The sequence below is a fragment of the Leptolyngbya sp. 7M genome (assembly GCF_018128485.1).
Genome location: NZ_CP070897.1, coordinates 5,234,759 through 5,252,418, shown reverse-complemented (window position 1 = coordinate 5,252,418; position 17,660 = coordinate 5,234,759). Strand labels below are relative to the sequence as shown.

Genomic DNA, 17,660 nt, shown 5'->3' with positions numbered 1-17,660 from the left:
TCTGACCCTTCTCTTTTGCTTGCTTTCAACCCCTCTAGCGAGATTGATATGACTACGAATCCCTCGATGAATCCAACAACTCATGCATCGGATCATGCATCAGATATCAAGACGCAACGGCTGGGTGATTTAAGCTCAACCCTTGCCGATATTCAATTTTGCGACAACTACATTCCGGCATTGACCGCAGACACCTACACGATCACGATGACCCATCAGATCTCGGGAGATGCCAAGCTGCCGCCTTCCCCACCGCAGCCCTTCACCGAGACGCAGCAGTTTCTGGTGGAGGGACCACGATTTAGCATCACGGCAGCAGATATTCAAACCCAGTTTCCTGCCAACAAAAGCCAGGGACAATTCGATCAACAGTTTCCCTATATTGTCTTGACGAAACGTGCCCTTCCCTGGGAGCGGCTGCTCCAACCCAGCGACAATACAATTCCCTGGGTGGCGCTGCTGCTGTTTCAGGAGAGCGAACTGATTGCCCCTGCCGGGAATTCGGGGACTCTATCTAACCCAACCGGGGCCGGAACCTACAGCCTGAGCCAGATTGTGCAGCCGGAAGCGGGCGTTTTGGGGCCAGCAATTCAACTCAGCGTGGTGGATGATTCGCAGGCAACCTGTCGAGCCATCAATCTTTCACCGGCGACATTCACAGCCCTATTGCCCAGACTGGGTGAGCTGAAGTATCTGACCCATGTCCGGCAGATTGATCAGCAGAGTCTTCAGGGCAAATGCGAATCGGAACTGACAGGTAACGGCTGGTTTTCTGTTGTGATGGCGAATCGATTGCCGATTGCTCCGCCCGCAGGTTCAGTAATTGTTCTGGTGTTGGTCACTGGCATAGAAAAATTCCTTCTTGGATTCTGCTAATGATTTCAAAGTAAGCATTGACACGTTGCATCGATGACTGACAGGTAGAGCGATTGCCTCCATTCCGTAGGTGTAACCTGTGATTCTAGTACTCATGATAGCGATCTCCTCCTTGATTGGTGAATTACAGATAATTATTCAAATCAAAAATATATTTAGGAATCCTAAGTAATTAGTAGATCATAAATTACTTCCTGTCAAGTGATGTAAAACTTGACTGTTAGGGCTATTGAAATTATTATTTAGGAGTCCAAAATAATTAAGAATCGATGAGGCGGTGCCATGAATTCTATAGAATGGATCAATGCACAGGACGTTCCTGCTCGTGAGTTGTTTAAGGGAATTCGTGCTCGTACCCTTTGGCAAGGTGAAAAGAACCAACGAGCAGTCCTGTTAGAAATCGATCCAGGGGCTTGCTGGGATGGAATCGATTTCCACGATCCGGGTCCAGAGGAAGCTTTTGTTGTGTCCGGTGTGTTCAACGATGGTACTCGCGATTATCCGGCTGGTTCTTTTATTCATAATCCTGTCGGTTCCAGCCATGTACCGCAATCTCAAACAGGATGTACATTATTTGTGTTCTATCCTGAAGGCTGACTTATACTTCGTCTATTTCGGCGCAAGCGACTACTTCAGTTTTGAATGTTGAGAAGCCTACCTTGTAACAGATTATTCAGAAGGTGATTTGTTCTCTTAAGTATTTCCTGCTAAAAGCAATTCTTTTCTATGAGGTAGCTCATAGAATGCTCTGCTTAATTTTGTCAAAGTAGTGGAAGTTCGATATTGTTTGCCGCTTTCTCAGGAAGCGCAACAATTGTCTAATGTTTTCAAAACACGTTCTCTGAATCTATTCAACTACTGACAAGGAGTATGCTTAAAACGTTCACCGACCATCTACAGCTTTCTCAACGGGATGTTGAGCAACTGTTCTCCCTAGATCTACAGTCGTTTCTCAAAACCCCCATCATTCAACAAAAATTGGAGAGTTTGAATGTTCCTTTGCTTCAGCAAACCCTTCCGATCGCAGAAGTGGTACTTGCTGAAAAACTACCTCCTTTCTATGATTGGCTCAAGAATGAATTAGGGGTTGAGCGTGTCCCTGATAGCCCCGATCACACAACGAAATGGGTCATTGGTTTTGTCAATAATCATGAAAGCTTGATACGTTTAGTGGAACTGCATCGACCTGTTCCTCCAAAAGCTTTAGAACAAGCGGTTCCTCGCTTAGTGGTTGCCTTTGAACCTATTGAAGAATCTGACGTTCGCCAAGAGTGGCAGAAGACCATCACACTGTTGTGTCTTGTTCTGGTTGTTGCGGCTCGATCAAGAGAGAAAGTCTTGATATAGCAATCAGTCAAGGAAGGGAGCTAGAACGGTTGTATACGGAGTGCAAACGGCTGTTGCGACGAAAACATGAATGGAAGTCTAGAGCGTAAGGTGCAAGATGTGGGTTGACATTTTTAATTAAAAGATGTTTACTTACATGTAAGTAAACATGAAGTGATTGATGCTCCAAAGAGTGCTGTCTAAGCCACTGCTTGGAAAGCATGCCTTGGCGAGTTGAGCCTGTCCAGACGCTTGATCTGAACTCGCTGCCCTCCTCGTTGCTGAACTTGCCGCTGCCAAAGGGAGGAAACGTCGATGACACCCACCCCCGACTATCGCACCCTACTCCTAGACGCATGGCAAGAAATGCGGCAGATGCGCCTGGAACTAGAGTCCCTTACTGAGGCCAATGTACCTGTTGCTGTGATTGGCATGGACTGTCGCTTTCCCGGCGGCGCTAATTCACCAGAAGCCTATTGGGATTTGCTGCAGAACGGGATCGATGCCATCACTGAAGTACCGTCCAGTCGCTGGGATTGGACTGCCTATTATGATCCGGACCCAGATGCGCCTGGAAGGCTCTACAGTCGGCATGGTGGTTTTATCGATCAGGTCGATCAATTTGATCCGCAGTTCTTTGGCATTTCGCCTCGTGAAGCGGTCAGTCTTGATCCGCAGCAGCGGTTGTTGCTGGAGGTGAGCTACACGGCTCTAGAGCGGGCTGGGCAGGCAATCGATCGGCTGCGGGGCAGTCAAACCGGAGTGTATGTTGGCATCAGTTTTGCCGACTACGCCAAGCTAAGTTTGCATTCGGGCGATCTGTCTCGTATCGATGCCTACAGCAGTTTGGGCAATACCCACAGCATGGCGGTAGGGCGGTTGGCCTATGTATTGGGGTTGCAAGGGCCGACAATGCAGCTCGATACCACCTGCTCATCTTCGTTACTAGCGGTGCATTTAGCTTGCCAGAGTTTACGCAGCGGTGAATCTAATTTGGCCTTAGCAGGTGGCATCAACTTGATGCTGTCTCCCGAACCAACAATTGGCTTTTGTAAACTGCGAGCGCTATCTCCGAGTGGACAATGCCGTACCTTTGATGCGAATGCAGATGGATATATTCGCGGGGAAGGCTGCGGTATCGTGGTGCTGAAGCGACTAAAGGATGCGATTACCGATCGCGACCCAGTTTTGGCGGTCATCCGAGGATCGGCAGCAAATCACGATGGGCAAAGCAACGGACTCACAGCACCAAACGGTCAGGCCCAAGCAGCGGTGATTCAGCAAGCATTGGGGCAGGCAGGCGTCGCAGCCGCTCAGGTGCAGTATGTGGAAGCTCACGGCACCGGCACACCGTTGGGTGATCCAATCGAAGTGTTGGCATTGGGCAAGGTGTTGGCTCAAGGACGGTCTGCGGATAACCCGCTCTGGATTGGCTCGGTGAAGACCAATATAGGCCACTTAGAATCGGCAGCAGGAGTAGCAAGCTTAATCAAAACCATCCTGGCGCTCCAGCATCGACAAATTCCACCCCATCTGCATTTTCAGCAGCCGAATCCCTACATTCCCTGGCAACAACTCGCGGTTCAAGTCCCAACGCAGCTCACTCCCTGGCCGTCATTAGCTCACCAGCCGCGTTTGGCGGGCGTCAGTTCGTTTGGCATGAGCGGCACAAATGTGCATGTGATTTTAGAAGAGTTTGTAGAGGAAGCTGTAGATGAGCGGGCAGATAAACAGATAAATACTGAAGCAATCGCTGTTGTGAATCCACCACCGCCCTATCTGTTCACAATTTCCGCTAAAACTCGTCCGGCCCTCAAACAGCTTGCAGAACGTTATGAGGTATTCTTAGCGACACAAGCCGATGAATTGCTGCCCCACATTTGTTTTACGGCCAAGGCTTCTACTTGCCGCATTTGCAGCGCCATTGGTAAGCCGAGCCGATCAATTTTGTCGGGGTGAATGATTAGCTCTTCAATTTCGGGGTGGGGCTGGTTCATGTGCTGATCGAGATAGGCTTGCAGTGCCTTTTCCTTGCCTTCTGGGTCATCAGCATATTCGGCTTCAATTTGCTCGAACTGTTGCTCCATTTGGTGCGCCAAACAGGGAACATTTTCCCGATCGAAGAACGGATCCAGCGATGGATGAATTTCGCGATTCGGCATGTCTTCCAAAGAGAATAAGCGATTTACAATCCGCATGTGGGTCGGAGTGGCTGCATAGCGATTGATGCGCTTATCAAAAAAGTCGATGGCATGGGTAGCTCGCTCAAACGACCGCAAATCCAGCAGCATTTGATCGTCCCCGCGAAAGGTGAAATAGCCTAAGATTAAGGGTTTGTCAGCAGCAGTGAGAGAGCCGTAAGAACGGGTGAATCTCAGCTTTTTGGCTTCTGCTTCGTAGAGCCAATTCCAACGATCCCGCTCTGGTTCATATTCAATGCACTTGAGTTTTTGTAGCGCACTCAAGACGGTTTTTTTCTTGTTCTTGAAGATCTGATAGTAAATCCGCACCGGCTGATAGGGTTCCCCGGTTTTGACATTGACCAGTTGTTTTTGAGGCTGATTTTGAGTCGTCATGGCAGATTCGGGCACGATTCTACACAGAGTTCTTTATATCCTAAAGGGTTTCCTTCAGAAAGCAGCCAAACTGCTTCAAGAGCCACATGGTTAAGAATCAGAGCTAAACTGGGAAAGCGGTTTATGCAAGGGTTTCAGGTATTTTTTGCTCATGAGTGTTTCGCCCATAGTTGTTGCCACGTTCTACAAATTTGTTCGTCTACCCGACTGTGCCGAGATACAGCCCGCGCTGCTCCAATACTGCACCGAACAGAATATTCGCGGCACAATTTTGCTAGCAGCAGAAGGTATTAACGGCACGATTGCAGGGACTCGTGAGGCGGTTGACCATGTCTTGGCTTACCTGCGAACTGATGCGCGATTGGCCGATTTGGAGCACAAAGAATCCTTTGCCCCCACCATGCCCTTTGAGCGGTTGAAGATCCGCCTGAAGCGAGAAATCGTCACCCTGGGTGTGCCGGTTGACCCCAACGAACAGGTCGGAACTTATGTTGAACCACAGGAATGGAATGCACTCATCTCTGATCCAGATGTGATGGTGATCGATACACGCAACCAATACGAAGTGGAGATTGGCAGCTTCAAGGGAGCGCAGAATCCAGGCACCCGCTCCTTTCGAGAGTTTCCAGACTATGTGCGGCAAACGCTCGATCCAGCCAAGCATCAGAAAGTGGCGATGTTCTGTACGGGCGGCATCCGTTGCGAAAAAGCCTCCGCCTATCTGCTGGCGCAGGGATTTCAGCAGGTCTATCACCTAAAAGGCGGCATTCTTAAGTATTTAGAAGCAGTGCCTACAGCGGAGAGCTTATGGCAGGGCGAGTGTTTTGTATTTGATCAGCGGGTTGCGGTCCAGCATGGATTAGAACCAGGCAACCACGAGATGTGCTTGAGCTGTGGGCATCCTATTGCTGAGGCTGACAAGGTGTCCCCCTACTACGAAGAGGGCATTTCTTGCTATCGAGCAGAAATGGCGCTTCAGCCGCTTCTAGGTAAAACACATCCGGGGCGGCATCTCCAATCAGGCGGGTTTTGATTACATCCATATACTGATCGGCAATGGTTTCGAACCGAACCCGAATGGTTGGATGGGTTGCTTCAAACTGACGCAAGACGGCCTGCAACAACCGCTGTTCAGATGGGCTAGCTCCCCAACCGCTCATCTTTAGTGTCACTCCAGAATTGACTGCCGTTCCCTGACAGGCCCAAACCAAACCTAGCGTTAAAACTACCAGGAGGAATAATTTTAAGCGGCGGTATCCCATAGGCAATTCTTCCGAGCGGGTGGTGTGTTAGCTCAGCATCAACCTCTATTTTCTTAACAGCAATTCACGTGAAGCGCAAAGACACGGAGCATCCATTGAGTTTTAAGCATCCCAAATCTAGCATAGCGATTTTCCCAATCAAATTGCCGTTTGGGGGCTGTTAATTTTCATGCCTGCTCTTTGCGCTAATTCACCGGAATAGTCCTATTACTGACTTTCTAACAGTTCTGCTGAAACGTGCCTACGGAAACCGTCACCAATATTTTGTTGTCAGAAATAGATTGTCAGAAATAGGTTGCCCAAAATAGTCTGAGCAAGCGGTTACAATGAGTGTTTAAATGTTTTCAGTTCTTAATCTAACCACCCCAGTTATTAAACCCAGTAGAACCAGCAGTGAATCTTGCAGTTGACGCACCTCCTCCCGATGATTCGCTCGAAGCTTCCCTAAGCTTGGCAATTCCAACATTGCCCCAAAACGAACTTCCATCGCAGACTCAAAGTCCCAGTGATGCTAGAGCTGCAATTCGCCGCAGTTTGCACGCCTCAACACTGGATAGCGTGTTTGCAGCTGTGTTCTCGAATGCAACCGGTGGAGCAATTCTGAGCGGTTTCTTCTTGGAATTGGGCGCAAATTCAAGTCAGATTGGGCTATTGGCTGCAATTCCCATGCTAGCCAACCTGTTGCAGCCACTGGGAGCCTATATCTCCGAACTCACTACCAGTCGCCATCTCTATTGCCTGTGGATTTACGGCGTTTCTCGCTCGCTGTGGTTGTTTCTGGCTCTGGCCATTGGCTGGACAACTTGGCAGCACGGTAATTTGCATTGGCTGCTGTTGGGTACACTGGTCGTAGCGGCAGCGAGTCATCTATTAGGTGCATTGGGCAGTGCTGCTTGGATGAGCTGGATGGCTGTGCTGGTGCCGCGACGAATTCGAGGACGTTATTTCGGGTTTCGCAATAGTGCTGCTAATCTAACTAATCTGATTGCTATGCCGCTGATGGGCTTGCTAATTTCCCATTGGTACGGTGGCTCTATCCAAGGATACGGCGTGGTTCTTGGTTTGGGAATTGTAGCAGGAATCATTAGTTTGGCTTTTCAGGGGTTTATGGTTGATGTAAATCCTCAGGTGCAACACAATCTTGCCGCCACACCAACTACATCAGATGAAGCTACCTCAACTTCAACGCAAACATCTCTAATCGCATTTCTAGTGTTTTTCACCGGATGGACCTTTGCGTTTAACCTTAGTGCTCCTTTCTACAATCTTTATTTGTTCAATACGTTGCATCTCGATATTAGTTTAGTAACGCTCTATAACAGTCTGAGTGCGTTGCACATCGCGTTAATTTATTCTGACTCCTGACTCCCTACTCCCTACTAAAATCTACCGCTCCATCTTCCATCCATGTAATTATTGCCTAGATCGTAACTTCTCTCAACAGAACCGAAAAATAAGCTTAGAGCTTGCTTCCAAACCTAAACAAAGTCTTGTCAACTTTAAGACAGCTACTGATAAACGCTTGCTTTCTTGGGGAACTCTCTAAAAAAGTTGTAAGTTGTATGAACTGAGCAATTCCTGGTGCATTAATTCTGACCAGAAGGCTGTTAAGGACTCTCTATCCCAAAGTCTTGCTGGAGAATCATGGGAAAGGGTTGGGGCGCACTTGGTTCAGACGACTTAAAGTTTCTTTTCGCCTGGAGTTGGCAAATGCAGCAAACGCTGGAGCAAGATAGGCTACTTCACCGGATTACATCTCAAATTCGTCAATCCCTCAATCTAGAAGAGATTTTAAACACGGCTGCTACCGAAGTTCGCCTATTCTTGGGGACGGATCGGGTCAAAATCTACCAGTTCTATGCCGACGGTCATGGACAAGTCATTGCTGAATCGATTCATCAAGACCGTCTGCCCTCCCTACTAGGATTGCATTTTCCAGCTGATGACATTCCGCCACAGGCCCGCGAGCTATTCCTCTCCGCTCGACAGCGCTCGATTGTAGATTTAGAAACCCAGCAGATCGGCTTGAGTTATCCTGAACAAGAAATCCCTGATGTTCGTTACCGCCCAGTTGATCCATGCCATGTTGAATATCTACGAGCGATGGGTGTCCAATCCTCGGTGGTGGTACCGATACTGCAAGCCGAGCAGCTCTGGGGGTTGCTAGTCTCTCACAATGTCAAACCGCGCTCGGTTACAGAGGCCGAACTGCAATTTCTTCAGTCTGTGGTCAATCAGTTAGAAATTGCTATTACTCAAGCCATCCTTGTCAAGAAAATTCAGCAGCAAGTTGAGCACGAAACCAAGGTTAATCGAATTTCGAGGTTGCTGCATGCCGATCCTAGAATCCAGCTCCAACATGCGTTAGAAGAAACCACGACTGTCCTGCAGGGAACTGCCAGTCGATTATATTTGCTTAAAGGTAATGAGGCTCCAGAAGTCTATACCAGTGGTGAGCAACCGGCGCTTCTAGATGGTAATCGACCGCTTGAGCAGCATTACTTGTGGCAATCTTATCTCAGGGGCGACAGTACCCAAACCGCTTGGGCGGTGAAGGATCTGTATCAAGAACCCGCTTTTCGCACCTTAACGTCTATATTCCAAGCTACCTCGATTCGTGGTTTACTGGTTATCCCATTGCATTATGGACAGCAATGCCTGGGCTGTTTAACGATCTTTCGACCAGCTATCGAAACAGAAACCCTCTGGGCCGGTCAGTTTGATCCGGATCGTCGCCAAACAATGCCGCGGGACTCCTTCCTGGCTTGGCGAGAACTCAAAGGCGGTCAAACCATGCCTTGGGTTGAGGCAGATTTGAAATTAGCGCAAGCGTTAGGCGAACATTTCTCGATGGCGGTGCAGCAGTACCACCTCTACCACCAGGTGCAAACACTCAATACCGGTCTAGAGCAACAGGTCCAGGAACGCACGGCCACGCTTCATCAGGCCATCGATCGGCAAAAAGCTTTAGCAGTTGGGCGTGAAGCTGAAGCTGGTGCAGATTCCCCGCGAAATCATGGAGAAAAACCGCAAGGCACCGCCGCCGTTTTTGGAAGTCGCCGTCCTCACCGTCGAACCTGTCTACCGCAAACCCGATTCGACCCATCCACCCACTCACCCATCCACTCATCCACCCCAACACACCGTAGACATCAAACTCACCCAGTTCATCCCCTCCCTCGCCGAAGTACCCACCAAAGAACTGGAAGCCATCAAAGAACGGGCGATCAAAAGCGGCTTTGACTTTATCGACTTCTGGGCCATAGATTTCAACTGGCAACCGGGCAAACCCTTCACCCACGATTGGCAAGACTATCGCACCCGCAAAGACCGATCGCTCAAAACCATCAGCGATGCGGGCTATACCTACCCCGCGACCGGCAAATACACTGCCTGCGTTAAAGTGGTCGATACCTTCGGTTGCGATACCTCCATTACTGTAGAGGTAGAGGTGTAGCCCAATGCCTATCCTGCTCGACTATCAGAACCGGGAAGTGCGCTTGACTGAAGAACGGTTGGCGCATATCCTGGCTCACCCTGAAATGGTCGGGATGGAAGCTCAAATTGCCGATACGTTGAAGCATCCACAACTGGTACGGCAATCTCGCAGTGACGAAAGCGCAGCGCTATTTTATCGGTTCTATACCCAAACGGTGATTGGAGATAAATAGCTCTGTGTGGTTGTTAAATACCTCCCTGATGATGCTTTTATTGTGACTGCATATTTCACTGATAAACCGAAAAAAGGAGAAGACCTATGACAGAGCGAGTAAAAGTTTGGTTTGATTCTGAAGCTGATTTTCTAGAGGTCACTTTCTCTGATGCTCCTGGCTATATGCGGGAAACAGAAAATGATGCGGTGATGGAACGTGTCGATTTGGATGGCAACCTTCTCGGTTTTTCTATTCTGGCGGTTAGCCAGCTTGCTAAATCTAAGCCATTGATTGCTGAATTGTTATCAGGAAAAGGAAGTGCAGCTTAGAAGATCAGCATCACTTGAATAAGGAGACTATTGATGTCTACCGCAACTGAATTAAAAACTGATAAAAAAGTTTGGACAGATGAAGAATTTATGGCACTGCCCAAAGATGGGCATCGCTATGAAATTGTGGACGGAGAACTCATTGATATGGGAAGTTCAGGGGCATTGCATGGCTATATCTGTAGCCTGCTAGTAGCAGCCTTAGCCAGTTATGTCTTGCCTAAAAAGCTGGGAGTTATTTTAGACTCCAGCACTGCCTTCAAGATGAAGAATGGAAATCGGCGATCGCCCGATATTTCCTTCTTTGCCAAAGAACGTCTGCAAGGGATGACCGAACTCCCCTCTGGATTTCTGGATGGTTCGCCTGATCTTGCCGTTGAAGTGCTGTCTCCCGGCAATACTGTAGAGGAAATCCACGACAAACTGGTGGAATACTTCGTGAACGGCACCCGTTTAGCCTGGATTATTCACCCTAACGAAAATTACGTCTTAGTATATCGCCCTGCCCAAGAACCCGATCGCCTGCTGAAATCTGTCGATTCTCTCGATGGGGAAGAAGTGATTCCCGGATTTACATTACCCGTAGCCGATCTATTCCAAAAGCTCTCGTTCTAATTTTCATGACCTCCTGCTGAACCTTACCTGGGCAGCGAAATTCTCAAAACCGCGTTTGAGTCAGGGCTATGGAGTGGCAACACCAAGGTTCTGCTCACCGCCAGCATGAAAACCGAAAACCTGGCGAGTCGGGTTGGGCAATCTATTGATGGCCGCTATATTGCCTCCGGGGTTGTGGGTATTGCTCCTGCTACATCTAGTCCTGTGATGGAGGCATTTCGCGATAACTACAAAAAACGCTTTAACCGCGCTCCCAATCTCTATGATCCCAATACATGGGATGCTGCCGCCGTCACTATCCTCGCTGCTGAAGCAGCTAAGGCCACCAGCGGCACCGCTATTAAGGGCAAAATTCTGGAAGTTGCTAATCCGCCCGGTTTGGAGGTTAGCGATATCTGCCGAGCATTGGCGCTAGTGCGTGAAGGCAAAGCCATCAACTATCAGGGCGTGAGTGGCCCAGTTGATTTCACCAAAAGTGGCGATGTCATCGGTAGCTATGAGGTTTGGACTATTGACTATACGGGCAAAATCAAAATCGATTCCACCATTCAGGCTGGCAAAGATCCTGCCGGTAAATAATTCAAGTAGGCTAAAAGTCGGGATGACAGGATTTGAACCTGCGACATCCTGCTCCCAAAGCAGGCGCGCTACCAAGCTGCGCTACATCCCGTTAGGCTAAATTATAGCCGCTTTCTCATACTAACTGGAAGCGGGGCTGATTCGCCACCTGAAACCACTTGTTGAAATCTTGTTGAAATTAGGAGGATGCTTGAACACGCTACTCATTGCTGGAACAGATACCAAGGTTGGGAAAACTGCCGTGATGATGGCGCTGCTCGCCTATTGGCAGCGGTATTGCTCTTCTCGCCGCTTAGGTGTTATGAAGCCAATCGATTGCCCTAGGGACGACTACAGCGCTTCTGGTGATAGTCCTTCTACTGACGGGGCTTCTATTGGGGACAGTGAGTTACTGATACGCCAGTTTAAGCTTGACCAGTCTGCCACAGAGATTACGCCGCTAAAGTTGAGCACTTTGCCAGCAATTGCTACCGCTAAAGACGGCAGGCAAATCGAACTAGAGCTAGTTTGGCAGCAGATCCAGCAGCTTCAGCAGCGCGATTTTGTTTTACTAGAAGCCTGGGGTGGTCTGGGATCCCCGCTCACCTACGAAACCACGATGGCCGATCTCGCTTGGGACTGGCATTTGCCCACTGTGCTCGTTGTGCCCGTCCAGCCCGGAGCTGTAGCTCATGCCGTGGCTAATGTGGCTCTAGCCAATCAATCCAAAGTCCACCTCAAAGGCATCATTCTGAATGCCGTCCAGCCTTGTTGTGCTCAAGATTGGGCGAACTGGGCACCGATTGACCTCATCCAATCCTTGACTCGAAAGCCGGTTTTGGGCTGTATGCCGCACTTGGCCGATCTGGCGGATCTCAACAAACTCGCTCAGGTAGCCGCTGAATGGGAGCTAGAACGGTTGCTGCCCGGCCTAGAGGAACTGCTTTTGCAGCCCAGCTAGAGACCCAGCTAGAGACGACCTATGCAACAGGACCCTCTGGAACTCTAGCCCCAGTAAAACAACCCCAATAAAACAACCAAATAAAACAATTTTTTCAAGAGGGGGTGCCATTCCTAGAAAAGCATGATATGCTTGAAATTTGTTAAAAGGCGTTTATAGCGATTATCAACCCAAGTTGCTTGGCGTTTAGAGCCATCAAGATGATTGTCAAATATACTGAAATCACGAAGTAAACGCTTTGCTCAAACCAATGACGGCTTCAACTCAAATTCTCTCGCTTGAAGAGTTCCTCAAATTGCCCTCCATAGAGGATTCTCCAGCATGGGAATATGTGGATGGAGTCGCTGTGCAAAAGCCAATGCCAAAGACTCGCCACTCAATCTTACAAAAACGGCTTCTGAACACAATTGACAATCATACTGATACATATACTGCTCTACCTGAGTTGCGATGTACGTTTGGTGGGCGTTCAATTGTTCCTGATATTGCAGTCATTGCGTGGAGTCGAATCCAAATCAATGAAAGAGGTGAGCCAGAGGATGACTTCACTGAAGCGCCAGACTGGACCATTGAAATTCTTTCACCGGATCAGAAAGTCAATCGTGTAATCGACAATATTTTGCATTGTCTCAGACATGGCAGTAAATTAGGCTGGATGCTCGATCCAGACGATTATTCTGTTTTAATTTTCACTCCCCAACAAGCACCGGAAGTCTATAGAGGAGAGCATTCGCTTAAAGTAATAGAAGACATTCAATTGACCCTAACCGCCCAACAAATTTTTGCATGGCTAAAAGTCGCTCCGAGCAAGCAAAACTAGCAGAATTCTGTGACCTAGGCTGATCTACTTTCACGGTACAAACACCGTCAATCCTCCAGGAATACATTCAATTTCTACTGGTGTAGTGCCAATCACTTCACCATCAACCACAACTTTTTGCGGCGGATCGGTGGTGACCTTGAGGCGACGCGCTCCCATATGCACAACATTGGGGCTATTGACTGGTTTCATTAGAGCCGCTCCAATGAGCTGGGTCATGAGCCGAATGGCTTCCAGTTTGCTGCTGGCGCTAGCAATCGTCACATCCAGCAGGCCATCGTCAAACACGACTTGGCCAATGCCTTGAGCCAAAACCGAGGTGATTGGAGCGGCATTGGCAATCGTAATTGCTCCAGCTTGGAAGCGTTCGATCTTGCCGTCCATTTCAATTTCGGTGTCAAATAGCTGCTGTTCATCGAGTTGCTGCCAGCCCGCCATCAGGTAGGCCAATGCGCCCCAACGATCTTTGGTTTCCCGGTCGGCTCGTTCTACTACTTCAGCTTCTAGGCCAATTCCTGCCAGTAATACCATCGGCAGGCCATTACAGTAAGCCGCATCCACACTGCGGGTTTTTCCAGCCAAAATCACCTGACAGGCATTGCGAATCGGCGTCAGTGTGGCAGAAATTCCCAGCGCTGCTGCAAAGGCATTGGCCGTACCGCGAGGAATGATTCCCAATGGCGTTTCCGTGCCGATCAAAGCACCCGCCACTGCAGAAACCGTGCCATCGCCGCCGGAAGCAATTACCAAATCGGCATGGGCCGCCACCGCCTTTTCAGCTAAATCTTCAGCACAGTCATCCACAGTCGTTTGGTGCACCTCTAGGTGAAAATGAGGTTCCAGCATTCGCTGAATCAGATCCAGTTCTTGCTCCGAATTTCCCTGTCCCGCGACCGGATTAAAGATCAAATGGGCTACCCGCGTGCGAGCCAAGCTGCCAACAATCGCCGTAGCGGTTGGTTTTGACCACTCGAATTGTCAGATTTTTCATCACCGATTGGCCGCTTGGGGACTACTTGATATATTCTGGATATATACTCTGGGTATATTACTGAGTTGCCACTCCAATCTTCACGCCCTCAATCGAGCGGAGCTGATCCATCACCGCAATCACCCGGCCATAGTTTACCTCTACATCGCCGCTAATCACTACAAAGGCGGTAGGACTGTCTCCCTTGATCGCACGAATCGCTGCTGGTAATTGCTCAACTGCGATCGGCTGTTGGTTGAGGGCAATGTTACCGTCAGGACTAATGGTGATGTTGATTTCGCTCTCGGTTTGGGTGCCGGCAGTGGAAGCTTCGGGTAAGTTGATATCCAAACCTTGGGGGCGGGAGAGATAAAGACTAGCCATCATAAAAAAGGTCAGCAGCGCAAATACCACATCGATCATCGGCACGATGTTAATCTGCGGCATTTCATCGCCATCATCGTCAGGAACGTGCATAGGGTTTGACTCCATGTTCAGCTTCATATCGGGCCAAATTCAGCATTTCGATTTGACTACCATATTCGCGAATCAAGGCGAGTTGACGGCGGTAGAAACCGCGAAATGCAGTTGCGAATATTAGCGTGAACACGGCAACCGTAATTCCAGAAGCCGTTGAAACCAGAGCTTCGCTGATCCCGGTTGTGACATTGCCAGCATTTTGGGTGCCGATGTTGCCCAAATTCACCGAAGCAAAGGAGCGAATCAATCCCAACACCGTTCCCAGTAAACCCAACAAGGGTGAAGCTGTGATAATAATGTCAAAAACTGTACTGAACCGCCGCAAAATCGGAATTTCTGCCTGAGATGCGCCTTCGAGGGCGAGGCGAAACACATTAGGGGACGGGTTTTCTAGCGTCAGGGCTTCCAAAAAAATACGGGAGATTGGTAAATCAATGGCTTGCCTGAGCTGTAGGATAGCTGCTTCCGGATCGTGCTGATAAATTTTGAGCACCTCACGGGCAACCTGCCGCTGCCGCCGATTCAACCTTGTCCAGAAGGTGATTCGTTCCACAATTAGAGCAGTGGACAGGATAGAAAATCCCAGTAAGGGATACATCACGACTCCACCGGCTGCAAATATCTCTCCAATTCGCATGATCAACCGCTCTAGGCTTCTTGCAAATAATTCGCATAATGTCACTATACTAGAGAGAAGTCAGTTTGAGGAGTCAGGAGTCAGGAGATCGAACATGAATTCGTTTGGATCACTAGCCTTGGGGTTGCCCCCCTAAAAAAATCTCAAGAAATACAGCGTTCATAAATAGGTTGTGAACAAGGGGGTGTGGGGGCGAAGCCCCCACGCAGGGATTCCACCCCTGCACCCCGTTCAAACTCAAGAAAGGATGGCTGTAGTTGCGATAAAAAGAAAAACTGTCACCATGCGACCAGAAGAGCCGGAGCGGCAGCGAGCCAAAGAAACTAGAGGATTGAGGCGATTTGTCGGCACTAGTCTGCTGGCATCGCTGTTTTTGCATATCCTGGTTTTGTCGTTGCAAGCTGACCGTCGTTGGAGCCTTAAACCTAGGACACCAACGGAAGTTACCCTTGTTCCACCTGAACCCCGTGTTTCACCGTCGCCCCAGGTTTTGCCATCGCCCGAACCGATTAACGGCAATAAACTTTTCTCGGGTTAGGTCGGGACGGTTGATGTATTCCCGCACCGGATCATCAACGCTGATACAGAGTTCGCCAGCAACCCCGATCGGCACCGGTTGGGTGTGTGCATTCAGGAGATAAATCTGAGTATTGGAGATGGGACGACCGATCGGAGGCAGGGCCATCCAGGTTGCAGGATCCCCAGTCAGGGTGTAGGCAGTCACCACATGGGTTTCCGATGGTCCGTAGTGGTTGTGTAGCGTACAGTGGGGATGCTGGCTAAACCAGTTCGCGATCGATCGGGTAATCTGCAATTGCTCTCCAGCCGTAATTACTTCCCGCAATGCTGGACAGGTCTCACTCTGGCTCTCTGCTACTTCTGCCAAATGTTGTAACGCAACAAAGGGCAGGAACAAGCGGGCAATTGACTGTTGATTGAGCAAACGCAGCACTTCGATCGCATCTTTACGAGCATCTTCCGTAATTAAAACCAGCGTGCCACCGGCGCACCAGGTCGAAAAAATCTCTTGGAAGGAAACATCAAAACTCACCGGCGCAAATTGCAGCGTTTTTGCTGCCGGCTGCACTTGAGATACTGTTAGCTGCCATGCCAGCAAATTCACCAGCACACGATGATTTAATGACACACCTTTGGGCTTACCTGTTGATCCAGAGGTGTAAATCACATAGGCAAGATGATCAGGCGTGGTTTGGTGCGTTGGGTTGTCTTGACTGTATTGCGCAATCGTTGCCCAATCAGTCTCTAGGCAAACGATCTGAGCATTATTTGCAGGCAGAGCGGACAGCAAGGATTCCTGGGTTAACAGCACAGCGGCCCCGGAGTCTTCCAGCATAAAGGCAAGCCGCTCTTGGGGGTAGGTTGGATCGAGGGGCACATAGGCTCCACCTGCTTTCAAAATGCCTAACATCGCCACCATCAAATTTAGGGAGCGATCAATGCATAACCCTACTAGGGCATTCGCCCCAACCCCCAAATGACGCAAGTGATGGGCCAGCTGATTAGCACGCTGATTGAGTTGCTGATAGGTCAACGACTGACCGGCGAATGTGACAGCAACTGCATCCGGCGTGCGGGCAACCTGTTCCTCGACCAATTGTTGGAGGCTGCGATCGTGGGGATAAGCTGCTTCTGTCTGGTTCCATGTTGCTAACAGGTGTTGTTCCTCGGCAGGTAACAGAGGCAGGCGATCAATCACCTGGTCAGGATTGGCGACAATGCCCTTCAGCAGCGTTTCAAACTCCAAAATCCGGCGACGAATGGTGGTTGCATCAAACAAATGGGTGTTGTACTGCCACTCCAGCGTCAGTCTATCTTGAAACTCTGTGGCGTTCACGTATAGTTCAAAGTTTTCAAATCGACGGGGATTGGATAGACACTGAACAACGAGTCCATCAAACGGTAGTCGATCGCCCTCCAATCCCTGATCCAGATTGAAAATAACCGATACAAGGGGAATTCGGCCTGGATCACGCGGCAATACCAGTTTGGATAACAGACTGCCAAAGGTGAATTGCTGATGGTCGTAGGCATCCAGAATGCTCGATCGGCGCGCTTGTAGGTAATGGCTGAAAGATTGGTTGCCATCAATCTGAGTTCGCAGTGGTAACAGATTGACACAGTGTCCCACCAGGTTGTAATTGCGAGAGTATTCACATCGTTGCGTAATCGGTTCCACTGTCGCTCGATGTTTCGGCGGAATCCGATCGAGTTCATTGTGTTATTGAGCGGATAGCTATCGTTCAATAGATTCTGAACCTGTGAGCGGCTGTTCCACCAATTGTTTTGGCTGTTGAAGTGGCTGCGCAGTCTATCACTCGAACGTTCGAACGCATCGACCTGGCTGCGATATGTTCGCTTCTGTGAACTGCTAAGATTGCTTCGATCCAATTCCCTGCGGAAATCTCGACGAAATTCATCGCCGCTATCCTCAACGCGCCTGATAATATTATCCACGTCGGCCTTCGAATACTGACCAACATAACGTCCCTGCGCGAGACTGTTCTGAGCGAAAAGTGTTACCGCGATCATCAATACCGCTGACGCTGTGATCACATTTAAGATCCGTGTTTTCATAT

At 49.3% G+C, this 17,660-nt stretch carries 17 protein-coding genes, 1 tRNA gene and 1 pseudogene; 13 read left to right on the top strand and 6 right to left on the bottom strand.

Annotated elements, in window-relative coordinates; translation table 11 throughout:
• Nucleotides 1-48: 48 nt before the first annotated feature.
• The 5 genes from JVX88_RS27380 to JVX88_RS27360 all read left to right on the top strand — a co-directional run bounded on the left by JVX88_RS27380 (nucleotide 49) and on the right by JVX88_RS27360 (nucleotide 5,811).
• Nucleotides 49-876, top strand: coding sequence for a hypothetical protein (locus JVX88_RS27380; protein ID WP_211621740.1), 828 nt, complete (start codon nucleotides 49-51; stop codon nucleotides 874-876).
• Nucleotides 877-1,158: 282 nt separating this feature from the next.
• Complete coding sequence (locus JVX88_RS27375) at nucleotides 1,159-1,473, top strand: cupin domain-containing protein (protein WP_211621739.1); 315 nt, start codon at nucleotides 1,159-1,161, stop codon at nucleotides 1,471-1,473.
• 390 nt (nucleotides 1,474-1,863) lie between these two features.
• Entirely contained in the window at nucleotides 1,864-2,223 is a 360-nt protein-coding gene (locus JVX88_RS27370; RefSeq protein ID WP_263975272.1) for a hypothetical protein, read from the top strand.
• A 294-nt stretch (nucleotides 2,224-2,517) separates the two neighbouring features.
• A complete protein-coding gene (locus tag JVX88_RS27365; protein WP_211621737.1) occupies nucleotides 2,518-4,161 on the top strand; it encodes a type I polyketide synthase in 1,644 nt (547 codons plus the stop codon).
• A gap of 768 nt (nucleotides 4,162-4,929) precedes the next feature.
• Entirely contained in the window at nucleotides 4,930-5,811 is an 882-nt protein-coding gene (locus tag JVX88_RS27360; protein WP_211621736.1) for a rhodanese-related sulfurtransferase, read from the top strand.
• On the opposite strand, the pseudogene JVX88_RS43340 reads toward JVX88_RS27360, so the two are convergent.
• Nucleotides 5,795-5,938 (bottom strand): annotated as a pseudogene (locus tag JVX88_RS43340) (ABC transporter substrate-binding protein); the annotation flags it as partial. The gene JVX88_RS27360 and the pseudogene JVX88_RS43340 overlap by 17 nt on opposite strands.
• Before the next feature lie 495 nt (nucleotides 5,939-6,433).
• Between JVX88_RS43340 and JVX88_RS27350 the strand changes: the two are divergent.
• From JVX88_RS27350 to JVX88_RS27325, 6 genes are all read left to right on the top strand, one after another.
• Complete coding sequence (locus JVX88_RS27350; protein ID WP_211621735.1) at nucleotides 6,434-7,405, top strand: MFS transporter; 972 nt, start codon at nucleotides 6,434-6,436, stop codon at nucleotides 7,403-7,405.
• Between the two features lie 279 nt (nucleotides 7,406-7,684).
• Entirely contained in the window at nucleotides 7,685-9,283 is a 1,599-nt protein-coding gene (locus tag JVX88_RS27345; RefSeq protein WP_211621734.1) for a GAF domain-containing protein, read from the top strand.
• Between the two features lie 218 nt (nucleotides 9,284-9,501).
• Nucleotides 9,502-9,711 (top strand): hypothetical protein, encoded by a 210-nt coding sequence (locus JVX88_RS27340; RefSeq protein ID WP_211621733.1) that lies wholly within the window; start codon nucleotides 9,502-9,504, stop codon nucleotides 9,709-9,711.
• Nucleotides 9,712-9,797: 86 nt separating this feature from the next.
• Nucleotides 9,798-10,022, top strand: coding sequence for a DUF2283 domain-containing protein (locus JVX88_RS27335; protein WP_211621732.1), 225 nt, complete (start codon nucleotides 9,798-9,800; stop codon nucleotides 10,020-10,022).
• Nucleotides 10,023-10,055: 33 nt separating this feature from the next.
• Nucleotides 10,056-10,637 (top strand): Uma2 family endonuclease, encoded by a 582-nt coding sequence (locus tag JVX88_RS27330; RefSeq protein WP_211621731.1) that lies wholly within the window; start codon nucleotides 10,056-10,058, stop codon nucleotides 10,635-10,637.
• A gap of 27 nt (nucleotides 10,638-10,664) precedes the next feature.
• Nucleotides 10,665-11,216 carry an ABC transporter substrate-binding protein gene (locus tag JVX88_RS27325; RefSeq protein WP_211628889.1) on the top strand — a complete coding sequence of 184 codons (552 nt, stop codon included), beginning with the start codon at nucleotides 10,665-10,667 and terminating at the stop codon, nucleotides 11,214-11,216.
• 17 nt (nucleotides 11,217-11,233) lie between these two features.
• On the opposite strand, the gene JVX88_RS27320 is transcribed toward JVX88_RS27325, so the two are convergent.
• Nucleotides 11,234-11,307, bottom strand: a tRNA-Pro gene (locus JVX88_RS27320).
• A gap of 99 nt (nucleotides 11,308-11,406) precedes the next feature.
• Between JVX88_RS27320 and bioD the strand changes: the two genes are divergently transcribed.
• The gene (gene bioD, locus JVX88_RS27315; protein ID WP_211621730.1) at nucleotides 11,407-12,156 is read left to right on the top strand and encodes a dethiobiotin synthase; all 750 of its coding nucleotides are present in this window, start codon (nucleotides 11,407-11,409) and stop codon (nucleotides 12,154-12,156) included.
• 250 nt (nucleotides 12,157-12,406) lie between these two features.
• Complete coding sequence (locus JVX88_RS27310) at nucleotides 12,407-12,976, top strand: Uma2 family endonuclease (protein WP_211621729.1); 570 nt, start codon at nucleotides 12,407-12,409, stop codon at nucleotides 12,974-12,976.
• A 30-nt stretch (nucleotides 12,977-13,006) separates the two neighbouring features.
• Here JVX88_RS27310 and JVX88_RS27305 read toward each other — a convergent pair whose 3' ends face one another.
• The 4 genes from JVX88_RS27305 to JVX88_RS27290 form a co-directional block, all read right to left on the bottom strand.
• A complete protein-coding gene (locus JVX88_RS27305; protein WP_211628888.1) occupies nucleotides 13,007-13,921 on the bottom strand; it encodes a YegS/Rv2252/BmrU family lipid kinase in 915 nt (304 codons plus the stop codon).
• 103 nt (nucleotides 13,922-14,024) lie between these two features.
• A complete protein-coding gene (locus JVX88_RS27300) occupies nucleotides 14,025-14,423 on the bottom strand; it encodes an ExbD/TolR family protein (RefSeq protein WP_211621728.1) in 399 nt (132 codons plus the stop codon).
• Nucleotides 14,410-15,063, bottom strand: a complete 654-nt coding sequence (locus JVX88_RS27295) for a MotA/TolQ/ExbB proton channel family protein (RefSeq protein ID WP_211621727.1) — start codon at nucleotides 15,061-15,063, stop codon at nucleotides 14,410-14,412. Before JVX88_RS27295 ends, JVX88_RS27300 begins: the two co-directional genes overlap by 14 nt.
• 472 nt (nucleotides 15,064-15,535) lie before the next feature.
• Entirely contained in the window at nucleotides 15,536-17,212 is a 1,677-nt protein-coding gene (locus JVX88_RS27290; RefSeq protein WP_225931745.1) for a non-ribosomal peptide synthetase, read from the bottom strand.
• Nucleotides 17,213-17,660 lie beyond the last annotated feature (448 nt).

Excerpts from the sequence above, each read along its gene's own strand:
- JVX88_RS27360 (WP_211621736.1), top strand. The coding sequence starts at position 4,930 with ATGAGTGTTTCGCCCATAGTTGTTGCCACGTTCTACAAATTTGTTCGT.
- JVX88_RS27300 (WP_211621728.1), bottom strand. The coding sequence starts at position 14,423 with ATGCACGTTCCTGACGATGATGGCGATGAAATGCCGCAGATTAACATC.
- JVX88_RS27310 (WP_211621729.1), top strand. The coding sequence starts at position 12,407 with ATGACGGCTTCAACTCAAATTCTCTCGCTTGAAGAGTTCCTCAAATTG.
- JVX88_RS27295 (WP_211621727.1), bottom strand. The coding sequence starts at position 15,063 with ATGCGAATTGGAGAGATATTTGCAGCCGGTGGAGTCGTGATGTATCCC.
- JVX88_RS27345 (WP_211621734.1), top strand. The coding sequence starts at position 7,685 with ATGGGAAAGGGTTGGGGCGCACTTGGTTCAGACGACTTAAAGTTTCTT.
- JVX88_RS27380 (WP_211621740.1), top strand. The coding sequence starts at position 49 with ATGACTACGAATCCCTCGATGAATCCAACAACTCATGCATCGGATCAT.
- JVX88_RS27330 (WP_211621731.1), top strand. The coding sequence starts at position 10,056 with ATGTCTACCGCAACTGAATTAAAAACTGATAAAAAAGTTTGGACAGAT.
- JVX88_RS27340 (WP_211621733.1), top strand. The coding sequence starts at position 9,502 with ATGCCTATCCTGCTCGACTATCAGAACCGGGAAGTGCGCTTGACTGAA.
- JVX88_RS27375 (WP_211621739.1), top strand. The coding sequence starts at position 1,159 with ATGAATTCTATAGAATGGATCAATGCACAGGACGTTCCTGCTCGTGAG.
- JVX88_RS27365 (WP_211621737.1), top strand. The coding sequence starts at position 2,518 with ATGACACCCACCCCCGACTATCGCACCCTACTCCTAGACGCATGGCAA.
- JVX88_RS27335 (WP_211621732.1), top strand. The coding sequence starts at position 9,798 with ATGACAGAGCGAGTAAAAGTTTGGTTTGATTCTGAAGCTGATTTTCTA.